This window comes from Variovorax soli NBRC 106424, assembly GCF_001591385.1.
Taxonomy (GTDB): domain Bacteria; phylum Pseudomonadota; class Gammaproteobacteria; order Burkholderiales; family Burkholderiaceae_C; genus Variovorax; species Variovorax soli.
In genome coordinates this window covers 15,020-34,476 of the sequence record NZ_BCUU01000057.1, presented here as the reverse complement: position 1 = coordinate 34,476, position 19,457 = coordinate 15,020, and the positions used below count along the sequence as shown (strand labels likewise).

Here is a 19,457-nt window from a genome sequence, read left to right as displayed (position 1 = left end):
GGCCCCAGCGAGCGCACCGACGCCCAGCGCTGGGACGGCGACCTGGGCGCCGACCCGCAGGTGGCCGACGGCTACTACCCCTATCCGTATCCCTATGCCGGCGGCGTGCAGCGCCCGCCCGCGCGGCCGCGCGACATGCGCCCGCGCATCCGCAACTGCGACGCCACCGGCTGCACCGACCGGCAGGGCAACACCTACAACCAGAACACCGGCAAGCTGGACCGCTACCAGAACATCGACGGCAAGACCTGCCGCCCGGTGGGCACGACGGTGGTGTGCCGCTGAGCAGCACCGTTGTTCACCAGCCGAGCTGCCTGGCCGCCAGTTCCTTCATGATTTCCTCGGCGCCGCCGCCGATCATCATCACCTTCACCTCGCGGTAGATGCGCTCGCTGACCGTGCCGCGCATGTAGCCCATGCCGCCCAGGATCTGCACCGCGGCGTCGGCGCAGAACTGCATGGTTTGCGTGGCGTGGTTCTTCAAGAGGCAAACCTGCGCCACCCACTCCGGCGCATCGGCGCGGCCCTGGGCGGCCAGCGCATCGCCCTGCGCGGCCACCTGCTCCAGCCAGGCCTCGGTGGACGAAATGCGCATCTGCATGTCCACCAGCTTGTGGCGCAGCACCTGGTGCTCGACCAGTGCCGCGCCGAAGGTCTTGCGCTGGCGCGCCCACGCCAGGGCCTCGTCCAGGCAGGCTTGCGCGAAGCCCAGCGCCGCGGCGGCCAGGCCGAAGCGCTCGCCGTTGAAGTTGCCCATGATGATGCGAAAGCCCGCGCCCTCGCTGCCCAGCAGGTGGTGCGCCGGCACCCGCACGCCGTCGAAATGCAGCTGCGCGGTGTCGGAGCAATGCCAGCCCATCTTGGCCAGCTTTGTGCGGCGGACGCCGGGTGCGTCGCCCGGCACCAGCAGCATCGAGATGCCGCCCGCGCCTTTGGACGAAAGGTCGGTGCGCACGGCCACGGTGAACCAGTCGGCCCGCATGCCGGAAGTGATGAAGGTCTTCTCGCCGTCGACGACGTAGTGGTCGCCATCCCGCCTTGCCGTGGTGCGCAGTTGCGCCACGTCCGAGCCGCCGCCCGGCTCGGTGATGGCCAGGGCCGAGATCTTCTCGCCGCGCAGCACGGCCGGGACCACCTCGCGCTGCAGCGCCGGCGAGCCGTGGGCGATGACGGGCGGCAGGCCGATGTTGTGCGAGAACAGGCTGGCCAGCACGCCGCCGCTGGCGCCGTGGCGGGCCAGTGCCACCCACACCGGCAGCTTCAGCGCGAGCGAGGCGGGCGTGCCGCCCAGTTCCTCGGGGTAGCCGATGCCCAGGAAGCCCAGTTCGCCGGCGCGCCGGTAGAGCTGGCGCGGAAACTCGCCGGCTTCGTCCCAGGCCGTGGCGTTGGGTGCGATCTCGCTCCTGGCAAAGCGCGTGATTGCATCGGCCAGGGCTTCGCGCGTTTCACGCAGATCGTCGTTCATTCGCGCGGCGGGCGCTTCGCAATGCCCATCGTCTTGGCCAGGATGCCCAGCATCACCTCGTCCGCACCGCCGCCGATGGAGCCCAGCCGCCCGTCTCGGAACAGGCGCGACACGCGGTTCTCCCAGGTGAAGCCCATGCCGCCCCAGAACTGCAGGCAGGTGTCGGACACCTCGCGCGTGAGCCGCCCGGTCTTGAGCTTGGCCATGGACGCGAGCTGTGTCACGTCCTCGCCCTGCACATGCAAATCGCAGGCGCGGTAGGTGAGGGCGCGCAGGGCTTCCACCTCGGTCTTGAGTTCGGCCAGCTTGAACTGCACCCATTGCTGGTCGGCCAGCGTGGCGCCGAACATGCGGCGCTGCTGCGCCCATTCGATGGTCTGCGCGATGCAGGTGTCCATGGGCTCCAGCGAGCTGGCGGCGCACCACAGGCGCTCTTCCTGGAATTGCTGCATCTGGTAGACGAAGCCCTGGCCTTCCTCGCCGATGCGGTTGCGCTGCGGCACGCGCACGTTGTCGAAGTAGATGAGGCCGGTGTCGCTGGAATGCATGCCGATCTTGCGGATCTTCTTCGCCTTCTCGATGCCAGGTGAATCCATGGGCACGATGACGAGCGACTTGTTGCGGTGGGCCGGTCCGTCGCCGGTGTTGACCAGCATGCACATCCAGTCGGCCTGCAGGCTGTTGGTGATCCACATCTTCTGGCCGGTGATGAGGTAGTCGTCGCCGTCCTTCTTCGCGTAGCTCTTCAGGCCCGCCACGTCGCTGCCGGCGCCGGGCTCGCTCACGCCGATGCAGCCCACCGTCTCGCCGGCAATGGCCGGCGCCAGGAATTCGCGGCGCAGTTCGTCGCTGCCGAAGCGCGCCAGGGCCGGCGTGCACATGTCGGTCTGCACGCCCACCGCCATGGGAATGCCGCCGCAGTCGACATGGCCCAGCGCCTCGGCCAGGGCCATGGCGTACGAGTAATCCAGGCCGGCGCCGCCGTATTCCTCCGGCTTGTTCAGGCCCAGCAGGCCGAGCTGGCCCAGCTTGCGGAAGACCTCATGCGCGGGAAAGGCCTCGGCCGCTTCCCACTCGTCCACATGCGGGTTGATTTCCTCGTCGATGAAGCGGCGCAGGGTCTTCTGGATCTCGAGGTGTTCGTGCGTGTAGTGCATGCCTGTGCGTGCCTTTCGTCGTCGTCGTCAGTTCTCTTGTTCGCCCTGGAAGATGCGCGGCACCACCGCGCGGTGGAAGCCGTCGAAGGGCTTCACCGCGGTGCGCCGGCGCACCTGCGCGTTCGGCGTGGCCATGGGCCAGCCCATGCGCACCTGCGGCCTGGCCCCGTCCACCCGCAGCACCGCGCCGCTGATGAACGCGGCCGCCGGGCTCAGCAGGAAGACCACCGCCGCCGAGGTCTCCGCCTCGGTGCCGAAACGTCCGGCCGGCACCGTGCGCGGCATGGCGCGCAGCATGTCGGCGGCTTCGGGCGGGTAGTGGTCCATGCCGCTGGAGGCGATGTAGCCCGGCGCCACCGCATTCACGCGCACGCCCTGCGCGGCCCATTCCAGCGCGGCCGTCTCGGTGAAGCTCACCATGCCGGCGCGCGCGGCGCCGCTGTGGCCCATGTTGGGCATCGAGCCCCACATGTCGGCCACGATGTTGACCACCGCGCCGCCCTGGTGCTGCATGGCCTGGGTGAAGCACTCGCGCGCCATCAAAAAGCCGCCGGTCAGGTTGGTGTCGATCACCGCGCCCCAGCCCTTGGCCGAGATGCCGGCCAGCGGCGCGATGTACTGGCCGCCGGCGTTGTTCACCAGCGCGTCGATGCGGCCGTGCACGGCCAGCACGCCGGCCACGGTGGCGCGCACGGCGTCTTCGCTCCGGATGTCGCACACCGCATGGCTGGCGCGGCCGCCGTCCTGCTCGATCTCGGCCTGCACGGCCTGCAGCTTCTCGGCCTTGCGGCCCACCAGCACCACGTGCGCGCCCAGCGATGCGAGCTCGTGCGCGCAGCAGCGGCCGATGCCGGAGCCGCCGCCGGTGACGATGGCCACCTGGCCGTCGAACAGGCCGGGCGCGAAAACCGAGCGGTAGTGCAGGGATGATGGGGAAACTGGAGGCATGTCTCGTGTGTCCTGTTGGTTCTCGAGGGTCTTTTGCCGAAGCTCAGGCCGCCGCCACCGTGACCTCGGCCACCACCTGGCGCATGGCCACCTGCTCGCCCACGGCCACGTGCACGGCGGACACGCGGCCGGCGCGGGGCGCGCAATGCAGATGCTCCATCTTCATGGCTTCCAGTGTCAGCAGGGGTTGCCCTGCCGCGACCAGTTCACCTTCGCGGGCCAGCAGAGCGGTGACGCGGCCGCTCATGGCGGCGCGCAGCAGGCCGTCGCCGCCGTGCGCACCGGTGTCGTGCGGCGGTGCGAGCGAGGTGTCGCGCACTTCGTAGGCGCGGCCGGCCCAATGCATCAGCAGGCGCTCGCCGGAGCGAAGCGCCCGCAGCGGTGACTGCACGCCCTGGCGCCGTACCTGCCATTGGCCGTGGCCCAGGAAGCGCAGCCCGATCTCGACGGGTTGCGCCGAGTCCAGCGCCACCGCGTAGCTGCCGTCAGGAAGGCGCTGGACGCTGGCGGCGTGGGCCTGACCGTCAATCTCGAAGCGCAGCGGTGCCATGAGGGTGTGGGCCAGCGGCGAGGGCGGCCGGTCAGTGCCGGCCTGCAGCAGCGCAGCCGCCACGGCTGCGGCTTGCGCCTGCTGCCCGGCATCTTCCGCCAGCAGTTCCTCCTGATGCTGCGCAATGAACGCGGTCGTGGCGCCGCCGGCCGCGAACACGGGGTGCGCCAGGCAGCGCAGCAGAAAGTGCTGGTTGGTCGCCACGCCCAATGCCACCGTGTCCGCGAGGCCGGCGAGCAGTCGCTGCCGTGCTTCGTCCCGTGTGGCGCCGTGGGCCACCAGCTTGGCGATCATCGAGTCGTAGTGCGGCGGCACCTGCGCGCCCGACGCCAGCGCATGCTCCACGCGCAGCGGCGGCGATTCGGGCAACTGCCACAGGTCCATCGTCCCGCTTTGCGGCACGAAGCCCTGCGACGGGCTTTCCGCGCACAGGCGCACCTCGATGGCATGCCCTTCGAAGCGGACATCTTCCTGGCGCAGCGCCAGCGGCTCGCCGGCCGCGATGCGCAACTGCAGCGCCACCAGGTCCAGGCCCGTCAATGCTTCGGTCGCCGGGTGTTCCACTTGCAGCCGGGTGTTCATTTCCATGAACCAGAAGTCGCCGTTGTCATCCAGAAGGAATTCGAGCGTGCCCGCGCCTTCGTAGCCGATGGCCCGCACCGCCTGCAGCGCGGCCTCGCCCATGCGCTGGCGCAGCGCGGGCGACACGGCGGGCGAGGGCGCTTCCTCGATGATCTTCTGGTGCCTGCGCTGCACCGAGCAGTCGCGCTCGCCCAGGTGGATGGCGTGGCCATGGCGGTCGGCCATGACCTGGATCTCGATGTGGCGCGGCGCGAGCACTGCGCGCTCCAGCAGCACGGTGGCGTCGCTGAAGGCATGCAGCGCCTCGGACTGTGCGCTTTGCAGGAGGGTGGCGAACTGCTGCGGCCCTTCCACCAGCCGCATGCCGCGCCCGCCGCCGCCGGCCACCGCCTTGATCATCACCGGCCAGCCGATGGCTTCGGCTTCGCGAAGCAGGGTGGCCGTGGTCTGGTCCTCGCCCTGGTAGCCTGGAATGCAGGGCACGCCGGCGGTCTGCATCAGCCGCTTGGCGGCGGCCTTGTCGCCCATCGCGCGGATGCTCTCGGGCGACGGGCCGACGAAGACCAGGCCGGCATCGCGGCAGTGCTGCGCAAAGGCCGCGTTCTCGGCGAGGAAGCCGTAGCCGGGGTGCACCGCATCGGCGCCGCTGGCCTGGGCCGCGGCCACGATGGCGTCGATGTTCAGGTAGCTCTGCGCGGGTTCGGCCGGGCCGATGTGCACCGCCCGGTCGGCATGCAGTACATGCGGTGCATCCGCGTCGGCGCTGGAATACACGGCCACCGTGCGCAGGCCCATCGCCTTGGCGCTGCGCAGGACGCGCATGGCGATCTCGCCGCGGTTGGCGATGAGCAGCGTATGGAATGGCGTGCGCTTGATGTTGCTGTCCATCGTCGTCTTCGCCTGGCTCATGGCCGCGCCACCGAGAACTGCATGGCGTGGGGCGTGCGCCGCTCGCTGCTGCGGCAGATGGCGAACAGCTCGGCCAGCACGGCGCGCGTGTCGCGCGGGTCGATCACGCCGTCGTCCAGCAGCAGGGCGCTGGTGGTGAACACGCTCATCTGCGCTTCGAAGCGCTCGACGATCTGCTGCTGCATGGCGGCCAGCTTGGCCGGGTCGGCCGCCGCGCCCTTGCGCGCCATGCCGGCCTCCATGACGATGGCCATGGTTTTTGCGGCCTGCTCGCCGCCCATCACCGCTGTGCGCGCATTGGGCCACGAAAGCGCGAAGCGCGGCGCAAAGCCGCGCCCGCACATGCCGTAGTTGCCCGCCCCGTACGAGGCGCCGCAGTGCAGGGTGATCTGCGGCACGGTGGCGTTGGTCACCGCCTGGATCATCTTGGCCCCGTGCTTGATGATGCCGGCCTCTTCATGCGCCACGCCCACCATGTAGCCGGTGATGTTCTGCAGGTACAGGAGCGGCGTGCGGCTCTGGCAGCAGGCCTGGATGAAGTGCGTGGCCTTCACCGCGCCGTCGGAGTCGATGGGGCCGTTGTTGGTGATGACGCCCACCGCATGGCCTTCGAGCCGGATGTGGCCGCACACGGTGGCGCTGCCGTAGCTCTCGGAGAAGGGCAGGAACTCGGAGTTGTCGGCGATGCGCGCGATGACTTCGCGCATGTCGACCGGGCGCTTGGCATCCGAAGGCATGACGCCGAGCAGTTCCTCGGCCGGGTGGCGCGGCGGCTCGAAGGCACGCGCGTCGCCGTTGCCGTCTCTGCGCTCCCAGTCGATGCTGGCAAGGATGTCGCGCGCGATGCGGATGGCGTCGCGGTCGTCCTCGGCCAGGTAGTCGCCCAGGCCCGAGACATGGGTGTGCATGACGGCGCCGCCCAGCGCTTCTTCGGTGGCGATTTCGCCGGTGGCGGCCTTGAGCAGCGGCGGGCCGGCGAGGAAGGCGCGCGAGCGGCCCCGCACCATGACGATGTAGTCCGACAGGCCCGTCTGGTAGGCGCCGCCCGCGGTGGACGAGCCGTGGGTGACGGTGACCACCGGCAGGCCCGCGGCCGAGAGCCGCGCGAGGTTACGAAAAATCTGCCCGCCGCGCACGAACTCCTCGACGCGGTAGGCCATGAGGTTGGCACCAGCGCTCTCGACCAGCTGCACATAGGGCAGCTTGTTCTCCAGCGCGATCTCCTGCAGGCGCAACTGCTTGTCCAGGCCCATGGGCTGCAGCGCGCCGGCGTCGATGCCGGAATCGGAGGCGCACACCATGCAGCGCACACCCGAGACGTAGCCGATGCCCGCCACGATGCCGCCGCCGGGCACGCTCTTGTCCAGGTCGGGGTTGTCGCGGCCCAGGCCGGCGAGGGTGCAAAGGGGAATGAAGGGCGCGCCGGGGTCGAGCAGCAGGGCCATCCGTTCCCGCGGCAGCAGCTGGCCGCGCTTGGCGAAGCGTTCGGCGGAGGCCTGCGAGGCGGCGGTGGCCCGTGCTTCGTGGGTGCGGACCTGCTCCAGCAGGGCGAGCATGCTGGCGCGCTGCGCCTGGAACGAGGGGTCGAGGGGGTTGAGCCTGGAGTCGATGATGGCGGGCATGGGCGTGCTGCTGGCTGGCTGCGGCGCTGGGTGCTTGCCTTTGGACTCTAGGCGGTGGTGGTGGGCGGGGCTTGCGGTAACTGGCTATGAGTGGATTGAGGTGGCGGGGCGGCAAAGGTCTGTGTGCCTCTGGGCGGCGGCGCGCCCACTCGGGCGGTCGGCGCCTTCAGCGCCGACTGCCCTGCGCTGCTCGCGGAGCCGGCCCTGCGGCAGAACTCGCTTCGTTCACTTCGTTCACTGCGCTCAGACAGCTGCCGCAAGCTAGATGACGAAGCTTGTGTGTGTCCTTCGGCACACACAAGCGGGCCGGCTCCGCTGCGCTGCTCGGCGCCCGAGAGGGCGCGCCGCCGCCCAGAGGCACGCAGGCCTTTGCCGGGGGAGCTCCGTGGTTGTGCGGGAGATTCGGGACGGATGTGGCATGCTGGCGATCTGCGCTTGCGGTCGAAGTTTCGCGTTCTCTTTCATTGAGCCTGCTCATGGCACGAGTCCCCGTCGAACACGCCGAATTTTTCACTCTCTCAAAGCGGGAACTTCATACGCTGGCGGACCGGTTGATTGGTCAGGAGCCAGTGGCCGTTGACTACTGCGTTGCATTCGTACTCGCTGAAACGAAAGGCCATTGGCATGGCCGGGCAAGGGCGATGATGTGCCGCCGCTTGAAGCACGTCGAGTTGGGCCGCACGAGCCGGACGAAGCTCCTGGCCTGCATCCTGGAAAGACTCGAGTCGGGTGAGTTCTCTGAACAGTTCAAGGACCAACTGCGACTTGCGCTCCATCTGGACAGGGCGCAAACCTTGCGTGCCTGCGAGAGCGCAACGACCAGTGACCGGCCGCATGTCCGAAGGTACGCGCAGTGGGCACTGTCATTGCCAGTCGTCCATTCAGCCTGAGCGTCCGCTTTCAACACGGCCCCTGGCGCCTGCCGCGCTCCGCCCGCAACGAACAAATACCCAGCCGACCTGAACGGCCGACAAAAATCAAGGCGCGATCACCGCCGGCCCCGACGAGGCCGCAGCATCGGCCGCCTCCATCTCCATCCACGCCTGCAAGCCCCCGCGCAACGGCCGCACGCGCACGAAGCCGTGGCGGGTCAGCACGGCAGCCGCCTTGGCCGCGGACACCTCGTTCGGGCAATCGCAATACAGCACGATCTGGCGGTCGCGCGGCAGCTGGTCCAGCTGGTGTTCAATGCCGTTCGGATGAATGAGTACCGCACCCGGAATGCGGCGCGGGTCGATGGCGGCTGCGGCCTCCGAACGCACATCGATGATCACCACCGGTTCGTTCTCGCCGGCCAGCAGGTCGCGCAGTTCATGCACGCCGATGCGCTCCACGTTCAGGTCGCGCAGTGCCGAGCGGCGGCGCCACCAGCGCACGCCCACGCCGATGGCGATCAGCGCCACCAGCAGCGCCGCGCCCACGCCGCCGGCGTTGGCCATGGCGTCCAGCACCTCCTGGATCTGCTGCGAGAACACCCAGCCCAGCGCCACGAACACACCCGCCCAGACCAGCCCCGCGGCCGCATCGAACATCGTGAAGCGCGCCAGCGGCATCTTCAGCGCGCCGGCCATCGGCGGCGCCACCACCGAGACGCCCGGCACGAACTTGGCGGCCAGCAGCGACGTGCCGCCCCAGTCGGTGATCAGGGTCTCGCTGCGGCGAACGCACGAGTCGGGCGACATCGAGACCTTGCACAGCAGCCGCATCACCCGGTAGCCGAAACGCCGGCCGGCGTAGTACCACGCGCCGTCGCCCAGCACGTTGGCCAGCACGGCCACGGCCAGCACCGCGGCCAGCGAGAGTTCGCCCGCCGCGATCAGCCCACCGGCCACCACCAGCACGGCAGACGCCGGCACGGGCGCACCCAGGCGCGCCGCCAGCGTGGCCAGGAAGACCACCGACACGCCATGTTGCGTGGCCAGTTCAAGAAGCTCGTGCATGGTGTGCGCAATTTTCGTGGATCGCCCAAAGCCCCGCAGCCCCGGGCAAATAGCATCGGCGAACAGATGCCTTAGTTTGCAGAAGAAGATGCAGCAGAGGGCGAGTCGGCATCGCAGGCGGCGGCACGGGCGCGCAGCAAGGCCTGCTCGCGGACGTTGCGCGTCAGGCTCGCCGCGCGCTCGAACTCGCTGCGCGCCTCGTCCAGGCGCCCCAGGCCCTGCAGCAGATCCGCGCGCACGGCCGGCAGCAGGTGGTAGTTCTTCAGCGTGCCCTCGGCGGCCAGCGCGTCCACCAGCGGCAGCGCGGCGGCCGGCCCGGCGGCGCGCGAGACGGCCACGGCGCGGTTGAGCTCCACCACCGGCGAGGGCTCGACCGCCGCCAGCTCGCCATACAGCGCGGCAATGCGCTGCCAGTCCGTGTCGGCCGCCTGCAGCGCGCGGGCGTGACACGCGGCAATGGCGGCCTGCAGCGCGTACGAGCCCCTGGCGCCGCCCAGGCCTTCGGCGCGGGCCAGGGCGGCCAGGCCGCGGCGGATCAGCAGCTGGTCCCAGCGCGAGCGGTCCTGGTCCATCAGCAGCACCGGCGCGCCCTGCCGGTCGGTGCGGGCGGCCGAGCGCGATGCCTGGATCTCCATCAGCGCCACCAGCCCATGCACCTCCGGCTCGGCGGGCATCAGCTCGGCCAGCACGCGGCCCAGGCGCAGCGCCTCGGCGCACAGGGCGGGGCGCATCCAGTCGTCGCCCGCGGTGGCGGAATAGCCTTCGTTGAACACCAGGTAGATCACCTCCAGCACCGAGGCCAGGCGCGGCGCCAGTTCGTCACCGCGCGGCACCTCGAAAGGCACCTTGGCATCGCGCAGGCTGCGCTTGGCGCGCACGATGCGCTGCGCGATGGTCGGCTCGGGCAGCAGGAAGGCGCGCGCGATCTCGTCGGTGGTCAGGCCGCCCAGCACCCGCAGGGCCATGGCCAGCCGCGCCTCGCGCGTGAGCACCGGGTGGCAGGCGGTGAAGATCAGGCGCAGCAGGTCGTCGTCGATGTCCTCGTCGGCGGCCTCGTCCGGCGCCGGCGCCACGGCTTCGCCGCCCAGCGCCTCGATGGTGTGGGCGATCTCCTCGTGCTTGCGCTCCATCATCTGGCTGCGGCGCAGCCAGTCGAGCGCGCGGTTCTTGGCCGCCGCCGTGAGCCAGGCCGCCGGGTTGTCGGGAAGGCCATCGCGGGGCCACTGCTGCAGGGCCGACACCAGCGCGTCCTGCGCGAGTTCTTCGGCCACGCCCACGTCGCGCACCATGCGCGCCACCACTGCGACGATGCGCGCCGACTCGATGGGCCACACGCCGGCGATGGCGCGGCGTACGGCCTTGTCGTCGCTGTTGCTGTTCGCGGCGTTCGTCATTGCGCCGCGTCCCATCGCTCGAAAGTCACAGCGCGCGGCCGACCACGGCAATGACGAACACCGCCACGCCCAGCCACAGGTTGATGAACACCAGCTGCCGGATGCGGGCCAGCGCGGCGGCGGCGGCCTTCCAATCGCCCGCGGCCACTTTCTCTGCCATGAGCGGATGGTGGCGCAGCCGGATCACGGCAAAGATCACCATCATCGCGGCGCCGATGCCCAGCATGGCATGCACATGCCAGCGCAACGCGCCCATGCCACCGGCCAGCTGCACCATCGCAAAGCCGGTGGCGAGCAGCAGCACGATGGCCGCGGTCACCCAGCGAAAGAAGCGGCCCAGCGCGCCGCACAGCATGCGCAGGCGCTGCGGCGGCTCCAGTGTGTCCACCGCGGCGGGCCGCACCGCGACATGGAAGGTGGCCATGCCGCCCACCCACAGCGTGGCGGCCAGGAGGTGAAGGCAAAGAAGAATGGGTGTGGCGAGCAAGGGCATGGCGACAAGGAGGATGCGGGGCCTGGATCATCGGCTGCATTCGATCCATGTCAAGTAAGCTTGGCCGGCATCCAATACCTCTGACCGAACACGTCCATCCAGGAGACACGCCATGCTGCATCCCCAGGCCCGCGCTTTCATCGACCTGCTGGCCGCGCGCGGCGTGCCACCTACCCATACGCTGACGCCCAAGGAAGCGCGGCGTGTGTACCGCGAACGGCGCAGCTTCACCCAGCCGGAGCCGCCGGCGCTGGCGCGCATCGAATCGCTCGCGGCCGAGGGGCCGGCCGGCGCCATTCCCTTGCGCCTGTATTCACCCGTGCCGCGCGAGAAGCAGCACGGCCTGTTGCCGGTGCTGGTGTACTACCACGGCGGCGGCTGGGTCATCGGCGACCTGGACACGCACGACACCTTGTGCCGCCAGCTTGCCGACGAATCGGGCTGCGCGGTGGTGGCGGTGGACTACCGCATGGGGCCGGAGCATCCTTTCCCCGGCGCAGTGGTCGACTGCGTGGCCGCCACGCGCTGGATCGCGCGGCAGGCCGAGGCCCTGGGGCTCGACGCTGCCCGCATCGCGGTGGGCGGCGACAGCGCGGGCGGCAACCTGGCCGCCGTGGTCTGCCTGGCACTGCGCGATGCCGGCCAGGGCGAAGGCCTGCCGCACCCCATCCGCTTCCAGCTGCTGATCTACCCCGCCACCGATATGCGCCGCTGCGCCGCCTCGCACAGCACCAACGGCGACGGCTACGTGCTCACCCGCGACACCATCGGCTACTTCCACGACCACTACATGGGCGAGGGCACGGCGCAGGACATGGACTGGCGCGCCTCGCCGTTGCTGCACAAGAACCTGGGCGGCCTGCCGCCGGCGCTGGTGATCACCGCCGGCTACGACCCGCTGCGCGACGAAGGATTGCAGTACGCGCAGCGCCTGACCGAATCGGGCGTGCGCACGGTGCTGGTGAACTTCGAGCGGATGATTCACGGCTTCATCCTCATGGGAAAGGTGCTGGACGAGTCGGGCACCGCCGTGAGCCTGTGCGCGCTGGAGTTGCGCAAGGCGCTGCGGGCTGCCACCTAGACTTGGCGCCCGCAGCAGCCCAACGCATTCAACCGAAGCTGGCGCGCGGAAGGCTGAAGGCTGCCGCCGGGCGCAGCTGCCGCCGCCGCACCAGGTACCACGCGGCCGGCATGACCAGCATGCTCAGCAGCGGCGCCGTGACCATGCCGCCCACCATGGGCGCGGCGATGCGCGTCATGACCTCCGAGCCCGTGCCGTGGCCGAACAGGATGGGCAGCAGGCCCGCCATGATGACCGCGGCCGTCATCGCCTTGGGCCGCACGCGCAGCACCGCGCCTTCGCGGATGGCCGCGAGCAGCGTCTCTTCCGTGGCCGGCTCGCCCGCGGCCAGGCGCTGCTGCCATGCGTTCTGCAGGTAGACCAGCATCACCACGCCGAACTCGGCCGCCACGCCGGCCAGGGCGATGAAGCCGATGACGGTGGCCACCGACACCGCATGGCCGAGCGCCCACACGAACCAGAAGCCGCCCACCAGCGAGAACGGCACGGCCGCCATGACCAGCGCCGCGTCGGCCGCCGAACGGAACAGCACATAGAGCAGCATGAAGATGATCGCCAGCGTGACGGGCACCACCACCTTCAGCCGCTGCGTCGCGCGCTCGAGATACTCGAACTGGCCGGACCATGACACCGCGTACCCGGCGGGCATCGCGACCTGCTGGCCGACCGCCGCCTGCATGTCGCGCACGGCCGAGCGAAGGTCGCGCCCGCGCACGTCCACGTACACCCAGCCCGAGAGGCGCGCGTTTTCGCTGCGCACCATCGGCGGTCCTTCCTGGATGGAGATGCGGGCCACGTCGCGCAGCAGCACCGTCGCGCCCTTGTCGGTGACAAAAGGCAGCTGCCGCAGCCGCTCGGGCGAATCGCGGATCTCCCGCGGGTAGCGCACATTGATCGGAAAGCGCTCGCGGCCCTGCACCACTTCGCCCACGTTGTCGCCGCCGATGGCGGTGGAGACGACGGCCTGCACGTCCGCGACCGACAGGCCGTAGCGTGCGGCTGCATGGCGGTCCACGTCGACGTCGATGTACCGGCCGCCGGACAGCCGCTCCGCGAGCGCCGACGAAACGCCCGGCACGCCGCGCACGGCCGCCTCGATCTGCAGGGCCAGCTTGTCGATCACCGCCAGGTCGGCGCCGGCCACCTTGATGCCCACCGGGCTCTTGATCCCCGTGGCCAGCATGTCGATGCGGTTGCGGATGGGCGGAACCCAGACGTTCGACAGGCCGGGGACCTTCACCGTGCGGTCCAACTCCGCGACCAGCTTCTCGGGCGTCATGCCTGCGCGCCACTGCTGGCGCGGCTTGAACTGGATGGTGGTCTCGAACATCTCCAGCGGCGCCGGGTCGGTGGCCGTGTCCGCGCGGCCGGCCTTGCCGAACACGCGCTCGACTTCGGGCACGGTCTTGATGAGCCTGTCGGTCTGCTGCAGCAGCTCCGAGGCCTTGGAGACGGAAAGGCCGGGCAGGGCCGAAGGCATGTAGAGCAAATCGCCTTCGTCCAGCGGCGGCATGAACTCGCCGCCGAGGCGCATGAGGGGGAGCACCGTGGCGGCCAGCACCAGCGCCGCCGCGAGCAAAGTCGCTTTCGGGAAGCGCAGCACCGCGTCCAGCACGGGCCGGTAGATGCCGATGAGAAAGCGATTGATCGGGTTGGCCGTCTCCTTCGGAATGCGACCGCGCACCAGGTAGCCCATCAGCACCGGCACCAGCGTCACCGACAGGCCGGCCGCGGCCGCCATGGCATAGGTCTTGGTGAATGCCAGCGGCGAGAACAGCCGGCCCTCCTGCGCCTCGAGTGCGAACACCGGCAGGAAGGACAGCGTGATGACCAGCAGCGAGAAGAACAGCGCCGGCCCAACTTCGGTTGCCGCAGTCGCCACGATCTCCCAATGCTCGGCCGCGGACGGCCGGCGCCCGTGCTGCGCTTCGAAATGCTCCAGGCGCTTGTGCGTCGCCTCCACCAGCACCACCGACGCATCGACCATGGCGCCCAGCGCGATGGCGACGCCGCCCAGCGAAAGGATGTTGGCGCTGATGCCCTGCCAATGCATCACGACAAAAGCCGCGAGCACGCCCACCGGCAGCGTCACGACGGCCACCAGCGCCGAGCGCAGATGGAAAAGGAACACCGCGCACACCAGCGCGACCACGATGAATTCCTCCACCAGCTTTTCGCGCAGGTTGTCCACGGCGCGGTCGATGAGCCGGGAGCGGTCGTAGGTTTCCACCACTTCCACGCCCCGGGGCAGGCTGGGCTTGAGCGCTTCCAGCCTGGCCTTGACCGCCTCGATGGTGGTGCGCGCGTTCTTGCCCGAGCGCATCACCACCACGCCGCCGGCGACTTCGCCCTGGCCGTCCAGCTCCGCGATGCCGCGGCGCATCTCCGGCCCCACCTGCACGGTGGCGACATCGCGCAGCAGCACCGGCGTCGCGCCGCTCACCGCCAGCGCAATGGCGCGGAAGTCGTCCAGCGACGCGAGGAAGCCGCGCGAACGCACCATGTACTCCGCCTCCGCCAGCTCCACCACCGAGCCGCCGGAGGACTGGTTGGCCTTCCTGAGCGCCTCGGCCACCATGCCCTGCGTGACGCCGAGCGCGCGCATGCGGTCCGGGTCGAGCACCACCTGGTACTGGCGCACCATGCCGCCGATGCTGGCGACCTCGGCCACGTCGCGCACGGTCTTCAGCTCGAACTTCAGGAACCAGTCGTTCAATGCGCGCAGCTGGCCGATGTCGTGCCGGCCGGTGCGGTCGACCAGCGCGTATTCGTAGACCCAGCCCACGCCGGTGGCATCGGGGCCGAGCGCGGCCGTCGCGCCGGCGGGCAGCCGGGCCTGCACCTGGTTCAGGTACTCGACCACCCGCGAACGCGCCCAGTACGGATCGGTCCCGTCGTCGAACAGCACATAGACGAAGGAGTCGCCGAAGAAGGAATAGCCGCGAACCGTCTTGGCGCCCGGCACGCCGAGCATCGTGGTGGTCAGCGGGTAGGTGACCAGGTCCTCGACCACCTGGGGCGGCTTGCCGGGGTAGGTGGTGCGCACAATGACCTGCACGTCGCTCAGGTCGGGCAGGGCGTCGACCGGCGTGCGGGCGGCCGACCACAGGCCGGCTGCCACCAGCAACACCGTGGTGGCCAGCACCAGGAAGCGGTTGCCGATGGACCAGCGGATAAGCGCGGCGATCACTTCGTGCCTCCGGTGGTGGTGGCCGGCTGCGCCGCCGACATGGCGCCGAGCACCGACTTGAGCCGCGCCTCCGAATCGATGAGGAACTGGCCGCTCGCGACCACCTCTTCGCCTTCGCGCAGGCCATCGATCACCTCCAGCTGGTCGCCGAGGTCGGCTCCCAGCACGATCTCGCGCGGCTCGAAACGGCCGGCGTCCTTGCGCACGATGGCCACCGCCCGCGTGCCCGTGCGGATGGCAGCTTCGGCCGGCACGGTCAGGCGCGAGACGGCGGGCCCGCCGATGTGCAGGCGCAGCAGCATCCCAGGCGTCAGTCGGCCCGCCCTGTTGTCGACCTCGAAGCGCGCCTGCAGCGTCCGCGTGCTGGCGTTGACCTGCGGAAGCAGCTCCTTGAGCTCGCCTTCGAAAGTCTGCGATGCGTCCGCCTGCAGCGCTGCCTTCACCTTCTGGCCTCGCGCCAGGCGAATGGCCTGTGCCTCCGGCACTTCGGCCACCGCCCAGACGGTCTCGAGCCCGGCGATGCGAAACAGCGTCGCGCCGGGCAACACCTGCATGCCTTCGCGCACGCCCAGCTCCGCCACCACGCCCGAGGAGGGCGCGGCGAGGGTGAAGCGCGCCTGCGCAGCGCCCGCCTTCTCGCTCTGGCGGACCAGCGCGTCGGGAATGGAGAGGGCCCGCATGCGCTCGCGCGCCGCAGCCACGATGTCCGCACTCGCGCCGGCGCGCTGCAGCGCCAGCCACTCGTTCTGCGGCGCCAGCCAGTCCGGCGCGAAGATCGTCGCCAGCGGCTGGCCCTTTCGCACTGTTTCCATCGGCGCGCGAACCGACAGCCGCTCGACATAGCCGCCGACGCGCGACTGCACCGCGACATTCAGGCGCTCGTCGAACTGCACCGAGCCGACGGCGTCGAACGAGGAACCCGCATCCGTGCGCCGGACCGTCGCAGTGCGCACGCCAAGGTTCTGCTGGATCGCCGGGTTGATCTTCACGCCGCCGGCGTCGCTGTTCTCGTCCGCATAGACCGGCACGAGCTGCATGTCCATGAACGGCGACTTGCCCGGCTTGTCGAAGCGCGGGCCCGGCACCATGGGGTCGTGCCAGTAGAGGACCTTGCGCTCGGCCTCGGGCGCGGCGGATGCGGGCGCCGCCGCCGGCATGGCGGCGCCGCGCTGCGAGGTGGATCGGCCGATGAAGTAGCCGCCGGCCGCGAGGACCGCGCCGGCCGCGACGAGGGATGCGATGAGGGCGGTGCGCTTCACGGGGCGACTCCTTGGGCGAGCGGTTTGAACATGAGTTGGGCTTGCGCCCTGGCCAGCTCCCGCTGCAGCGCAAGCAGCTTGCGCTGGGCTTCGAGCTCGGCATGGCGGGCCTCGAACAACGTGGACAGCGAGCCTGGGCTGGAGCGGTAGGCCGCCAGGGCCGCGGCCGTGCGCTGCCGGGCCGGTGCCGCCACGGCGCTGCCCCAGCGCTCGATCCGCTGCTGCAGGCGCGCGGCGTCGCTGGCCTGCGCGCGGTAGTCGGCTGCTGCACTGCGGGTGGCCTCGGCAAGTTCCGCCTCGGCCTTGTCCACCAGCGCCAGCCTGGCCGCACTCTCGCGGTCCTGGCGCTGCGCCGGCGCCACCTGCAGCGGAATGTTCACGCCCACCGACACCAGGTCCGAGAAGCCGGTGCGCTGGCCATAGCCCACTTCCCAGGTCCAGTTCGGCGTGCGCTCCTTGGCGGCGACGGTGGCGTTGCGCCGCGCGACTTCGGCCGCGCGGTCGAGCGACGCGATGGCCGGATGCCGGGCCAGGTAGTCGGGCTCGGCCGGAAGCTGGAAGGTGGGTGCGCTCGCAAGGGATTTCGGACGGAACCCCACCCATCGCGCCAGGGCGACGAGCGCCACCGCCTGCTGCTGCCGCGCTTCCTCGCTTTCGTCTTCCGCAATGCCTTGGGCCGAGCTGAGCTGGAGGACCTCGGCGCTGCCCGCGCTTGCAGCGGCCAGGCGGGCGCGCGCAGCGGCCAGCTCCTCGTGCAGGTGGTGTTCGGCCTGCGCGGTGAGCTTCAGGCTTTCTCCCGCGTACCAGGCGTCCACATAGGCCAGGGCCGCCTGCAGCCGGGCATCGGCCTGCGCGATGTCGGCCTGCACGGCTTCGCGCTCGGCCATGGCGCGGGCCGCGCCTTCGCGGGCCGCGCGCTTGTCGGCCGACAGCCATTCCTGGCTGATGCCGATGCGCTTCATCGTCATCGGCTCGCTGGTGGTGCTGAAGCGGTCCGCGCCGGTGACGGGCAGGTTGTCGATGCCGGCGCGCAGCATCGGGTCGGGCAGCTGGCCCGCCGAATGGACGGCCTCCCGGGCGCCCGAGGCCGAAGCCAGGGCGGCCCGGACGGCTTCCGAGCGCTGGGCGGCCAGGCTCAGGGCCAGGTCGAAGGACAAGGGTTCTGCGCAGGCGATGCCCGGCAGGAGGAGGGCGGCCAGACCAGCCGCCCGAAAGATGGATGTGGGCATGAACGCTCCGTGGACGCATGAAGGCACGGCTGGCGCGCGGCAACCAGGTGCCGCGGCGCCAGCGCCGATGGGTCGACGCAGCGGATCAGACGCGCAGGCGCAGCGTGGAGAGGAAGAGCGGGTCGGGCGGCGGCCGCGCCTTGTCGGCCGCCGCCACCGGGACGGGGCGGGCTTCATGGCCGTCCAGGCTCTTGGGCGCCTGGAGCACGAGGATCACGGCCGGCAGCGAGGCCGCCGGCAGCTTGACGGCTTCGAAGGTCTTGCCGGGGTCTGCCGCGTACTGGTGGCACAGCACGGGCTGCTGGTTGTCCATGCCCTGGCAGGGTTCGCCGGCGGCCATCCTCTGCGCCATGGCCGCCTCGGTGTCCGCCTGTGTCGGGCAGACGTAGCTCGCCAGCGCCAGCTGCGCGAACAGCAGCGACAGCGCCACCAGGATGGCGGTCGAGAGGCGATGGAGTCTTCGGCGAGACATGGGGCCAGAGTCTAGCTGGCGGGGCAATGCCCCTATCGGCTCGGGTCGATGAGGAACTTGGTCCCGGTGCTGCGCTGGCCGTAGACGCCGATCGTCGCCAGGTCGAGCGCCTCGGCCAGCGAGATCACCTTGGAGTAGTGGCTGGCGAAGGTGGTGGTGAGCTCGGCCGCCACGCGGTCCTTGAGCCGCTGCACGGTCGCCGGGTCCGTCTTCTGCAGGAAGGGGAACAGCAGCCAGCCGCCCACGCCCCAGATGCTGCCGAAGTTGCGCACCAGCTCGATCGGACGCCGGTCCAGGCTGCCGTAGACATAGACCTGCTTGTGCGTCATGGAGCCGTAGAGGCTGTAGGCCTTGGCGCTGCGGTTGATGGCCGCTTCCATGCAGCCGAGGATCTGGCCGGCCAGCGGGCCGCCGCCGATGGCGTCGAAGGCGATGGTGGCGCCGGTGGCCGCCAGCGCGTCGGTCAGGTCCTGCAGGAAGGTGGGCGAGCTGCTGTCGCACACATGCTGGGCGCCCATGGCCTTGAGCAGTTCGGCCTGCTCGGGCTTGCGCACGATGTTGACCAGCGGCACGCCGTCCTTGAGGCAGATGCGATTGAGCATCTGCCCCAGGTTGGAGGCCGCGGCGGTGTGCACCAGTGCCGTGTGGCCCTCGCGCCGCATGGTCTCCACCATGCCCAGGGCGGTGAGCGGATTGACGAAACAGGAGGCGCCCTGCGCCGCCGTGGCGCCACCCGGCAGCACCAGGCACTGCGCCAGCGGCACCACGCGCCATTGCGAATACATGGCGCCGCCGATGGCCGCCACCTTCTTGCCGACCAGGGCCTGCGCCGCGGGCGACGAGCCGGCTTCCACCACGGTGCCCGCGCCTTCGTTGCCCACCGGCATCGACTGGTCGATGCGCCCGGCCACGGCGCGCATAGCCGGGCCTTCGGGCACGCGGGCCGTCACCACCGGGCGGCCGGCGGCATCCACCGAGGCTTGCGCGCCGCTCATGTCGGCCAGGCTGAACAGCAGGCCCAGGTCCGAGGGATTGATGGGCGTCGCCTCGACGCGGATCAGCACCTCGTCGGCGCCGAGCGCGGGCAGCGGCGTGTCGACCAGGGAGACTTCGAGCTCGCCGCTTTTCTTGATGAGCGAGCGCAGTTGCAGGTTGGTGCGGGTCAT

14 protein-coding genes and 1 pseudogene are annotated in these 19,457 nt (G+C 70.4%); 2 read left to right on the top strand and 13 right to left on the bottom strand.

All coding sequences use genetic code 11. From position 1 onward, the window contains the following. Positions 1-285 (top strand): annotated as a pseudogene (locus VSO01S_RS27550) (hypothetical protein); the annotation flags it as partial. 13 nt (positions 286-298) lie between these two features. Here VSO01S_RS27550 and VSO01S_RS16775 read toward each other — a convergent pair. From VSO01S_RS16775 to VSO01S_RS16735, 8 genes are all read right to left on the bottom strand, one after another. Continuing rightward, positions 299-1,465: an acyl-CoA dehydrogenase family protein gene (locus VSO01S_RS16775; protein WP_068643952.1), complete on the bottom strand. Its 1,167-nt coding sequence runs from the start codon at positions 1,463-1,465 to the stop codon at positions 299-301. Continuing rightward, complete coding sequence (locus VSO01S_RS16770; protein ID WP_068643951.1) at positions 1,462-2,622, bottom strand: acyl-CoA dehydrogenase family protein; 1,161 nt, start codon at positions 2,620-2,622, stop codon at positions 1,462-1,464. Before VSO01S_RS16770 ends, VSO01S_RS16775 begins: the two co-directional genes overlap by 4 nt. Positions 2,623-2,649: 27 nt before the next feature. Next, complete coding sequence (locus VSO01S_RS16765; protein ID WP_068643950.1) at positions 2,650-3,570, bottom strand: SDR family oxidoreductase; 921 nt, start codon at positions 3,568-3,570, stop codon at positions 2,650-2,652. A gap of 43 nt (positions 3,571-3,613) precedes the next feature. Beyond that, entirely contained in the window at positions 3,614-5,590 is a 1,977-nt protein-coding gene (locus VSO01S_RS16760) for an acetyl-CoA carboxylase biotin carboxylase subunit (RefSeq protein ID WP_068643949.1), read from the bottom strand. Between the two features lie 17 nt (positions 5,591-5,607). Next, positions 5,608-7,233: an acyl-CoA carboxylase subunit beta gene (locus VSO01S_RS16755; RefSeq protein ID WP_068643948.1), complete on the bottom strand. Its 1,626-nt coding sequence runs from the start codon at positions 7,231-7,233 to the stop codon at positions 5,608-5,610. Between the two features lie 977 nt (positions 7,234-8,210). Then, complete coding sequence (locus VSO01S_RS16745) at positions 8,211-9,173, bottom strand: rhodanese-like domain-containing protein (protein ID WP_068643946.1); 963 nt, start codon at positions 9,171-9,173, stop codon at positions 8,211-8,213. A gap of 71 nt (positions 9,174-9,244) precedes the next feature. Further along, positions 9,245-10,567, bottom strand: a complete 1,323-nt coding sequence (locus VSO01S_RS16740) for an RNA polymerase sigma factor (RefSeq protein ID WP_068643945.1) — start codon at positions 10,565-10,567, stop codon at positions 9,245-9,247. A 25-nt stretch (positions 10,568-10,592) separates the two neighbouring features. Further along, positions 10,593-11,060, bottom strand: coding sequence for a CopD family protein (locus VSO01S_RS16735; protein ID WP_068643944.1), 468 nt, complete (start codon positions 11,058-11,060; stop codon positions 10,593-10,595). 112 nt (positions 11,061-11,172) lie between these two features. Here VSO01S_RS16735 and lipP1 point away from each other — a divergent pair, with 112 nt between their 5' ends. Next, positions 11,173-12,141: a LipP1 family hormone-sensitive lipase gene (gene lipP1 / locus VSO01S_RS16730; protein WP_068643943.1), complete on the top strand. Its 969-nt coding sequence runs from the start codon at positions 11,173-11,175 to the stop codon at positions 12,139-12,141. Between the two features lie 28 nt (positions 12,142-12,169). Here the strand turns inward: lipP1 and VSO01S_RS16725 are convergent, their stop codons facing one another. From VSO01S_RS16725 to VSO01S_RS16705, 5 genes are all read right to left on the bottom strand, one after another. Next, positions 12,170-15,331, bottom strand: a complete 3,162-nt coding sequence (locus VSO01S_RS16725; protein WP_068643942.1) for an efflux RND transporter permease subunit — start codon at positions 15,329-15,331, stop codon at positions 12,170-12,172. Continuing rightward, complete coding sequence (locus VSO01S_RS27190; RefSeq protein WP_153305288.1) at positions 15,328-16,590, bottom strand: efflux RND transporter periplasmic adaptor subunit; 1,263 nt, start codon at positions 16,588-16,590, stop codon at positions 15,328-15,330. Before VSO01S_RS27190 ends, VSO01S_RS16725 begins: the two co-directional genes overlap by 4 nt. Further along, positions 16,587-17,819, bottom strand: a complete 1,233-nt coding sequence (locus VSO01S_RS16715; protein ID WP_068643941.1) for a TolC family protein — start codon at positions 17,817-17,819, stop codon at positions 16,587-16,589. The genes VSO01S_RS27190 and VSO01S_RS16715 overlap by 4 nt, the downstream gene beginning before the upstream one ends. Positions 17,820-17,904: 85 nt before the next feature. Further along, the gene (locus VSO01S_RS16710) at positions 17,905-18,291 is read right to left on the bottom strand and encodes a hypothetical protein (RefSeq protein ID WP_068643940.1); all 387 of its coding nucleotides are present in this window, start codon (positions 18,289-18,291) and stop codon (positions 17,905-17,907) included. Positions 18,292-18,323: 32 nt separating this feature from the next. Continuing rightward, positions 18,324-19,457 carry a zinc-binding dehydrogenase gene (locus tag VSO01S_RS16705; protein WP_068643939.1) on the bottom strand — a complete coding sequence of 378 codons (1,134 nt, stop codon included), beginning with the start codon at positions 19,455-19,457 and terminating at the stop codon, positions 18,324-18,326.